Origin of the sequence: Coprococcus intestinihominis (genome assembly GCF_040096555.1) — a bacterium.
Taxonomy (GTDB): Bacteria; Bacillota; Clostridia; order Lachnospirales; family Lachnospiraceae; genus Coprococcus_A; species Coprococcus_A intestinihominis.
The window spans coordinates 24106-32174 of sequence record NZ_JBBMEK010000007.1 but is presented as its reverse complement, the minus strand read 5'-3'; the positions used below and the strand labels follow the sequence as shown (position 1 = coordinate 32174).

The window sequence follows — 8069 nt, the reverse complement described above, 5'->3', positions numbered from 1 at the left end:
AAATCGCTATTTTGTTAGCTGAAGTATTGAATTTTCAAGGTGCGAAGCCCATTTTAGGTATGGGAAGTCTTAGTTAGTAATAAGATGAAAGAAATACGTGCTATCACAGGATTGACTAGAAAGGATTTCTCGGACAAATATGGTATACCATTGAGAACTTTGGAGAAATAGGAAGCTGGACGAAGAATTCCTCCAGAATATGTGATTCGAATGTTAGCATATTATGTAGGTGTGTCTGCAATAGTTGAGCAAGCAGACGGTAACACTTCTGAAGAAATCAAGAATTCCAGAAATGTTAATATAATCAGAGATATAGAAAATAGAAAGATTGTAGTTATTCATGACATTATATTTAAAAACAAGCAAAATATAAAGTGGGATGAAGTGGAACAATATCTGGAACAGTATATTAATGAATTTTATACAATAGCGGAAGATGGGGAGAAGATATATATAGGAAGAGACTTACCGGATGAATATGCACATTCGCAATATACAGCAAGATTAAAAGGAAGTGCGGCGAAAGCAAAAGCAAATGCGGTGCAGGCTGTTCCTGAATTGATACAAATATCAGAAAATGGCAGTTATATAGAGAATAAGAACCAAAAGCATAATTTAGATGCTAAATACGGATGGTATCGATATGATTCCAGGTTTGCAATTGCAATCTATAATAATGATAATGAAGTGGAAAGATATAACGTGTACAAAGTAAGAATGATTATACGGTGTGATGCCGATGGAAAGAAATATCTATATGATATGATTAATATAAAAAAAGAACCGAGTACCCCCGCTTGGCTAGATAAAAATCTACGTACGGTAAAAAACCGGTTCCTTAAAAAGAATTTTAACACATTTGTCTTGAAAAAACAAGAGATAAAAAATTAATACGAAAGTATATGAAGTCTCATTTCAACACCTTCAAAAATCGAAAATGAGATGGAAACATTTTTGGATATTCTTAAATCCGTACACAGTCAACAGGTATTTTCGCCGGAGGCAGAAGAAGCACGAGATTTAATTTATAAAGAAAACCGTATAGACCGGAGATGATCAAAGGTCTGTATGGTTTTCTTTTCTGTTTTTAGCCTTTAATTCTCCATTCCCCAATCGGCAATGGCCAGCAGCACATTTGAAAGTGTTCGGCCCTTCTCGGTGAGAGAATACTCCACATGGGGCGGAATTTCATTGAACTGATGACGAAGAATAATGCCGTCTTTCTCCATATCCCTGAGACATCCGGAGAGAACCGTATTCGTAATTCCCGGAATATTCTTCGACAACTGGCTGAAACGCAGTTGCTCAGAACCAAACAGCTGGAGCACGATAAAAAGCTTCCATTTCCCGCCGATGATATCTAATGTGTGCTTGATAGGACACGTCATATTAGGATGGGCTTTCATAAAAGAAATATAATCATTTACGGACTCAAATTGACTCATAAGAACTTCTGATTCTCCCTTCTATTGTGAGAACATACCATGATTATTCATCCATAATACTTCCGAAAGAGTGTGCTGGATGGCTGACAAAGAAACACTATGAACAGGTTGTGAACCAGAATGGATTTGGAAACAGGTGCATTCAGCATAGCCGGCACGTAAGGTGCTGTCCTTTAGCACCTTACGTGCCGCTGCTAATGCTGCGCAGCGAGAGCGAACCTGTTTTTAAACCATTCTGGTTCACAACCGTTTGAGTGGCCATGGTATGTTCAACCGTACTATGTTAGATTTATCTGCGTAATTGACACATCTTTAAACAGCATGTATCATGTACTTAGTATATAAAACATACCATAAATTGAAATGGAAAGGAAGATACAAAATGGAATTTAATAAAACAATTGCAGCAAGACAGTCCGTCAGAAAGTTTACAGAGGCCCAGATTACAGATGAACAGTTAAAGGCAATTCTTGAAGCTGCCAACGCAGCACCGGCCTGCATGGGCCAGTATGATCATCTGCATCTGACAGTTGTTCAGAAACCGGAGATCCTGGTACAGATCAATGCGGCATTCCAGAAGGCAGTGGGTGATCCGAACATGCAGGTTACATATGGTGCACCGACAGTGATTTATGTTTCATGCAAGAATGAGGATGAAGAGATTGTCAAAGGATGCAATGCAGGTGTTGTCATGGAGAATATGCTGCTTGAAGCGGCAGATCTTGGTCTTGGTGCCGTTTATCTGTTTGGCGTAAGCCAGGTGCTTTTTGCCAATGAAGAAATTACAAAGCTGCTTCAGATTCCAGAAGGCTTCAGAACAGTTTCTGCTATTGCTGTTGGTACATCAGCTGATGCCCTTCAGGAAAGAACACTGGGTACAGACAAAATCAGCACAACAACGCTGTAAAACATATATTGAATTGGCACAATAATCCTGCTAATACATATATTGAATCAGGAGTATTGAGTGACAGGGAGGCCCTATGCGCCGATTTCTGATTGGATGGATTCTGATTGTCCTTTTACTGCCTTTTGCAGCAGCGTGGATTTATAGTGAATGGTCAGAGAAAAACCAGCAGATAGAACAGGAGTCATCTCAGCTTCAAATTGATGTTCAGACGGTATCGGGTGTGCAGAGAATGGGGACTTCAGATTTTCTCATCGGTGCTATTGCAGGCCAGATACCGGCGGAGTTTGAGGTGGAGACGTTGAAAGCGCAGGCAGTCATGGCAAGAAGCTGTCTATACAAACAGGCCGGAGATAGATATTATATTTCGGCTTTGGATACGGGGATGACCTGGTGCAGTGAAACAGAACGAAAAAAGATGTGGGGAACTTCCTACAAAGAGAATAATGACAGAATCCGTCAGGCGGTCCGGGAAACGGACGGGCAGATTCTGTATTCTGAAGGCGGGCAGATGATTTTGCCCGCCTGGTTTTATATAGGGAATGGAAAGACAAGAAGCGCGAAAGAGGCATGGGGAGAGGAAACGTCGTGGTTTCAGTCAGTGGAAAGCAGCTGGGATACAGAGAGTCCAGAGTATGAGACTACGACAGAAATGACAAAAAGGCAGCTGATCCGACAAATGAAACGGTATGATCCGGCATTTGATTGCCCGGCAGAGACGTTGGCCTCAAATTGTGAGATTACAGCGGTGGACAGTGCAGGCTATGTGACAGAGATCCAGATCGGCAACCGGCTGATGAGTGGAGAAGATTTCCGCTATGCTCTGGAACTGCCTTCTGCCTGTTTTAAAATAGCCTTTGAAAGCAATCAGGTACAGATCAGAGTCTATGGCCGTGGACATGGTGTTGGCTTCGATCAATATGGAGCCAATCGTCAGGCAAAAGAGGGTAAAAACTACGAACAGTTATTACAATATTATCTGACAGGGGTGAAAGTAGGGGAATAGGCTTGTTATGTCTGCCGCTTTTGTGATAAAATGAGCGTTAGCGGACAGAAGCAGAAAATCTGTTTTGGTTGAATTGCGAAAGGAGGCAGAAAGGCAAGTGGCAGGTCGGAGTAAAAAGAAGCCATTAAGTCGTCGGCAGGGGCTTGCGCGATATTTGCGGGAACTGGAAGTTGTTGATTATCGACTGATTATATCGATTGTTTTTTTGTGTGTGTTTGGTTTGATCATGATCTACAGTGCCAGTGCTGCGGAATCAGGAGTGTCTTTGGTGTTGAAGCAGTTCGGAATCGGTGCGGGCGGATTTGTTTTAATGTGGATCGTTTCATATGTAGATTATCATTTTTATGAGAAAATAGCAGGAATTATTTATATTGGGGCTGTTCTGTCCATGTTTCTGGTCAAGGTGCCGGGACTTGGTGTGACCAGAAATGGTGCCAGCCGATGGATTGATATTGGTCCCTTTTCTTTCCAGCCGTCAGAGTTTGTGAAGCCGGCAATGGTGATCCTTATGGCCTATTTGCTGACACGTATGGGACGAAAACTGTCGATATTGAAAGCGGATATTGTGCTGCTGATCCCAGGCGTGATTGCGGTAATGGTGATTCTGGTTGTGACCAGGAATCTGAGTACGGCTTTGATTGTTCTGGGTATCATTGCATTCATGTTTTTTATTGCTTATCCGACGAAGAAGATATGGCGGCTGATTGCAGTAATAGGCGTGGCGATCGTGATCGGTTGGCTTGGCTATTATCATTTTGTCATTGTGCCGAACCATACGATGACATTGACCAACACAGTGACAGAGGCGGCCAGTAAGTCTTTCCGAGATGACCGTATTCTGGCATGGCTTTACCCGGATGATTATCCGCAGGCTTCCATGCAGTCCAGATATTCCATGTATGCCATCGGTTTTGGAGGTATCCTTGGCAGAGGTCTGGGAAGAGGAACCATGAAGTATTATCTGCCGTTTTCCACGAACGACTTTATTTTTGGTGTTATCGGTGAGGAATTGGGCCTGGTAGGATGCGGACTGGTTGTTTTCCTTTTTGTTTATCAGGTGTGGCGTATCTTTACTGTGGCGCGGCATGCCAAGGACAAATTGGGCAGTTATATGGCATTTGGTGTCGGTATTCATGTGGCGCTGCAGGTAATCCTGAATATTGGCGTTGCCACAGGCGTGCTGCCGAATACAGGTATCAGTTTGCCTTATATCAGTTACGGTGGTACAGCCCTTCTTCTACAGTTGTGTGAGATGGGAATTGTACTCAATATCAGCCGTCAGATTCCGGGCAGACGGGTTCGAATCGGTGATTCATCGCAGAAATCAGAGCATGAAGAGCACCGTCAGATACATGCGGCTTAAATCACATCAGTATTTTAGATGTCTCAGCAAAGAAAATGAATTTTGCTGAGACATTTTTTTATGAAAATGTGTATACTTTCTTCGCAGTCTGGTCAGAATATGACCAGAGGTGATAAGAGTGAAAAATATAATGAATATTTTCAAAAAGAATGGGTTTTATGTCATGGCACTGGTGCTTGTGGCAGGTATTCTGGCTGTATCGGGTATTGCCGGATATGTTTCGGGACAGAAAGAACGCGGTGCGGAAAATGCAGTGGATTTCAAGGATGATGGGGCCGGAACGGCCTTGAATGCACCGGCATCTGCTGAAACGGATACGCCCATCGTGGATGAGATGACGGGTTATAATGCGGATCTGGTACAGAAAATATTGTCAATGATCGAAAATGGCAGTCTGGCACTTGAAGATTTTGAAGATGAAGGGTCTATGAATGGACAGTCAGGTCAAAATGTTTCACAGGAAGCGTCTGCAGAGATGGCTGATGATGCAGCAGGAACAGAGGCGGATGCAGCGGTTAATGCTGAGTTGGATGAATCGGATGCAGAAATGGCAGGCAGTGTGATCAATGCAGGCTATCAGTCCGGTGATCCGATGACATGGCCGGTTCGCGGAGAGATCGTGATGGATTACAGTATGGATGCAACCACATGGTACCCGACACTTCAGGAGTACAAATGCAATCCTTCGATTTTAATTCAGAGTGAAGAAGGAACGGATGTAGCGGCCGCTTTTGAAGGAACGGTCACCGATGTTTACAATGATGTCCGGTTGGGCAATGTAGTTGAGATGTCTCTCGGAAATGGTTATGAGGCTTCTTACGGGCAGCTTGAGAATGTGGATGTGGCTGTGGGTGACACAATAAGTCAGGGAGAAGTCATTGGTGAGGTCAGCCAGCCGACCCGCTACTATTCAGTTGAAGGCAGTCATTTGAATTTTATGCTGACACAGGATGGAAACCCTGTTGACCCGCTGGATTATCTGGATTAAAGACAATGGAATGATCCGGAGAAATTGTAGATGGTACCTTTTTGAAAACCGGGCATAAGATATAGAGGCGGATGAAAAAATGGTACATATTGAAAAATATGCAACCGTTTTTTTACAACAGCCCTGCACAGATATCGGCTGTTAAATAACAATTTTCATCGGCTGCTTTATCATATAAGGGCAGGTGTCAGGAAGACATCTGTCCTTTTTTCTGTGAGGGAGTTACAGTGAAATCAGATTGTCTATTGTGTAAATTTCCTTATATGGTATAATATTGTCAGGACAAATTTGAAAACGGAATAGGAAGCAGCTGGTGCCGCGGGGAGCGGAGAATAGGGAAGCAGGTGAAAGTCCTGCGCGATCTCGTCACTGTAAGCAGGAGTCCATTGCTATTATGTCACTGAGTCATCGGGAAGGCAGCAATGGGTGTTTGAACTGTGAGCCAGGAGACCTGCCAGACTGTGGTACGGGGAATATAGGTTCCGGGTCACGAGGATTGGCTGTACCGAATGTATGAACATTTTTTGTTTTTTCTCCCGACTTTTCCTTTTCGTTTATGATTTGTCACAATATTTCTATTTAGGAGGAAGAACAACATGAAGAAGATGACAACATTCGTATGTGTTGCAGCCATTACAGCCTCTCTTTTAGCAGGATGCGGCAGCAAGACAGCAGAGACAACAGCAGCATCAACAGAAGCAGCTGCAGCGACAGAGTCAGCATCAACAGAAGCAGCTGTTGAAGGTACAGATGCAGACAAGGAAGCAGCCAAGAAGGTTGCAGACCTTATTGATGCAATTTATGTACAGGAGAGAAATGACAACACAGATGAGCAGTGCAAAGAAGCAAAGGCTGCATGGGATGCACTGACAGATGCACAGAAGGAACTGGTTGAAGGCGAGAATGCAGATCCTGATTATTTCGGCAGAGATACAGGTGATGCATCCAAGGATGACCCGCGTAATCAGGATGACATCGGTGAGAACGAGCTGTTGGTAGTCAGCTTTGGTACATCTTTCAACGACAGCCGTGTGAAGGATATCAAAGGTATCGAAGATGCTCTTCAGGAAGCCAATCCTGACTGGTCAGTCAGACGTGCCTTTACAGCGCAGATTATTATTAACCACGTAGAAGCCCGCGATGGCGAATGCATTGACAATATGGATCAGGCGCTGGAACGTGCCGTTGCCAACAATGTGAAGAACCTGGTTGTTCAGCCGACACATCTGATGCATGGTGCAGAATATGATGAATTAACAGCAGCCGTTGAGAAATATCAGGACAAGTTCGAATCTGTGAAGATTGCAGAGCCATTACTGGGTGAAGTTGGTGATGATGCGTCAGTGGTTAATGATGACAAGAAAGCAGTTGCAGAAGCCATTACAGCAGAAGCAGTTAAGACAGCAAATTATGATTCACTGGAAGCAGCGAAGGAAGACGGCACAGCATTTGTATTCATGGGTCATGGTACATCTCATACAGCGAAGGTTTCTTACAGCCAGATGCAGGCCCAGATGCAGGAACTTGGTTATGAAAATGTCTTTATCGGTACCGTTGAAGGTGAACCGGAAGACACAGCATGTGAAGCAGTCATTGAAGCAGTGAAGAATGCAGGTTACAAGAAAGTCGTTCTGCGTCCTCTGATGGTTGTTGCAGGTGATCATGCCAACAACGATATGGCCGGTGATGATGATGATTCCTGGAAGAGTCAGTTTGTTGCTTCCGGCAACTTTGACAGTGTAGACTGTCAGATCGCAGGTCTTGGTGAAATTCCTGCAATTCAGGATATTTATGTAGCACATACAGCTGCAGCGATTAAATAGATACAGCAGACTGAGTGCTGAATAGAGAGAAATAATTACGAGTAAAGGATTGGACATAAGATGAAGAAGAAAGTGATTGTATTATTATGGGCAGTTATTCTGTGCTGTACACTGGCAGCGGGCTGCGGCAAGAAGAACACATTAGCAGATGGTACATATACGGCAGATTTCAATACAGACAGCAGTATGTTTCATGTGAATGAAGCTTATGACGGAAAGGGCATATTGACAGTTGAGAATGGACAGATGACAATTCATGTTTCCATGCCGTCCAAGAATATTGTGAATCTTTATCTGGGAAGTGCCGAAGATGCACAGAAGGATGGCGCAGAGCTGATCCAGCCTGTGACAGATACAGTAACTTATTCTGACGGGACAACAGAAGAAGTGAATGGATTTGATGTGCCTGTACCGGTCATCGATGAAGAATTTGATCTGGCCTTAATCGGCAAGAAGGGTGTCTGGTACGATCACAAAGTCAGCGTATCCAATCCTGTTGCTGTTGAAGAGACAGACAGCAAATAAAACAGTTGACAA

At 43.6% G+C, this 8069-nt stretch carries 8 protein-coding genes and 1 riboswitch; of the genes, 7 read left to right on the top strand and 1 reads right to left on the bottom strand.

Translation table 11 applies throughout. From position 1 onward, the window contains the following. The first annotated feature begins 210 nt into the window (after nucleotides 1-210). Nucleotides 211-891 carry a Pre-rRNA-processing protein TSR2-like gene (locus WMO25_RS01280; protein ID WP_349083549.1) on the top strand — a complete coding sequence of 227 codons (681 nt, stop codon included), beginning with the start codon at nucleotides 211-213 and terminating at the stop codon, nucleotides 889-891. 203 nt (nucleotides 892-1094) lie between these two features. On the opposite strand, the gene WMO25_RS01275 is transcribed toward WMO25_RS01280, so the two are convergent. Next, nucleotides 1095-1445 (bottom strand): winged helix-turn-helix transcriptional regulator, encoded by a 351-nt coding sequence (locus tag WMO25_RS01275; protein ID WP_117541071.1) that lies wholly within the window; start codon nucleotides 1443-1445, stop codon nucleotides 1095-1097. 382 nt (nucleotides 1446-1827) lie between these two features. On the opposite strand from WMO25_RS01275, the gene WMO25_RS01270 reads away from it, so the two are divergent. The 6 genes from WMO25_RS01270 (at nucleotide 1828) to WMO25_RS01245 (ending at nucleotide 8057) form a co-directional block, all read left to right on the top strand. Then, on the top strand, nucleotides 1828-2352 hold the full coding sequence (locus WMO25_RS01270) for a nitroreductase family protein (protein WP_227082598.1): 525 nt from the start codon (nucleotides 1828-1830) through the stop codon (nucleotides 2350-2352). Between the two features lie 76 nt (nucleotides 2353-2428). Beyond that, complete coding sequence (locus tag WMO25_RS01265; RefSeq protein ID WP_349083545.1) at nucleotides 2429-3358, top strand: SpoIID/LytB domain-containing protein; 930 nt, start codon at nucleotides 2429-2431, stop codon at nucleotides 3356-3358. 97 nt (nucleotides 3359-3455) lie between these two features. Next, nucleotides 3456-4721 carry an FtsW/RodA/SpoVE family cell cycle protein gene (locus WMO25_RS01260; protein ID WP_349083543.1) on the top strand — a complete coding sequence of 422 codons (1266 nt, stop codon included), beginning with the start codon at nucleotides 3456-3458 and terminating at the stop codon, nucleotides 4719-4721. A gap of 130 nt (nucleotides 4722-4851) precedes the next feature. Further along, a complete protein-coding gene (locus WMO25_RS01255) occupies nucleotides 4852-5709 on the top strand; it encodes a peptidoglycan DD-metalloendopeptidase family protein (protein ID WP_349083540.1) in 858 nt (285 codons plus the stop codon). Between the two features lie 297 nt (nucleotides 5710-6006). Continuing rightward, nucleotides 6007-6182: riboswitch (cobalamin riboswitch) on the top strand. A gap of 123 nt (nucleotides 6183-6305) precedes the next feature. Continuing rightward, a complete protein-coding gene (locus WMO25_RS01250; RefSeq protein ID WP_349083538.1) occupies nucleotides 6306-7532 on the top strand; it encodes a sirohydrochlorin cobaltochelatase in 1227 nt (408 codons plus the stop codon). A gap of 60 nt (nucleotides 7533-7592) precedes the next feature. Further along, entirely contained in the window at nucleotides 7593-8057 is a 465-nt protein-coding gene (locus WMO25_RS01245; protein WP_215689133.1) for a hypothetical protein, read from the top strand. The last annotated feature ends 12 nt before the right edge of the window (nucleotides 8058-8069 follow it).

Excerpts from the sequence above, each read along its gene's own strand:
- WMO25_RS01280 (WP_349083549.1), top strand. The coding sequence starts at position 211 with ATGTTAGCATATTATGTAGGTGTGTCTGCAATAGTTGAGCAAGCAGAC.
- WMO25_RS01275 (WP_117541071.1), bottom strand. The coding sequence starts at position 1,445 with ATGAGTCAATTTGAGTCCGTAAATGATTATATTTCTTTTATGAAAGCC.
- WMO25_RS01270 (WP_227082598.1), top strand. The coding sequence starts at position 1,828 with ATGGAATTTAATAAAACAATTGCAGCAAGACAGTCCGTCAGAAAGTTT.
- WMO25_RS01265 (WP_349083545.1), top strand. The coding sequence starts at position 2,429 with ATGCGCCGATTTCTGATTGGATGGATTCTGATTGTCCTTTTACTGCCT.
- WMO25_RS01255 (WP_349083540.1), top strand. The coding sequence starts at position 4,852 with ATGAATATTTTCAAAAAGAATGGGTTTTATGTCATGGCACTGGTGCTT.
- WMO25_RS01250 (WP_349083538.1), top strand. The coding sequence starts at position 6,306 with ATGAAGAAGATGACAACATTCGTATGTGTTGCAGCCATTACAGCCTCT.
- WMO25_RS01245 (WP_215689133.1), top strand. The coding sequence starts at position 7,593 with ATGAAGAAGAAAGTGATTGTATTATTATGGGCAGTTATTCTGTGCTGT.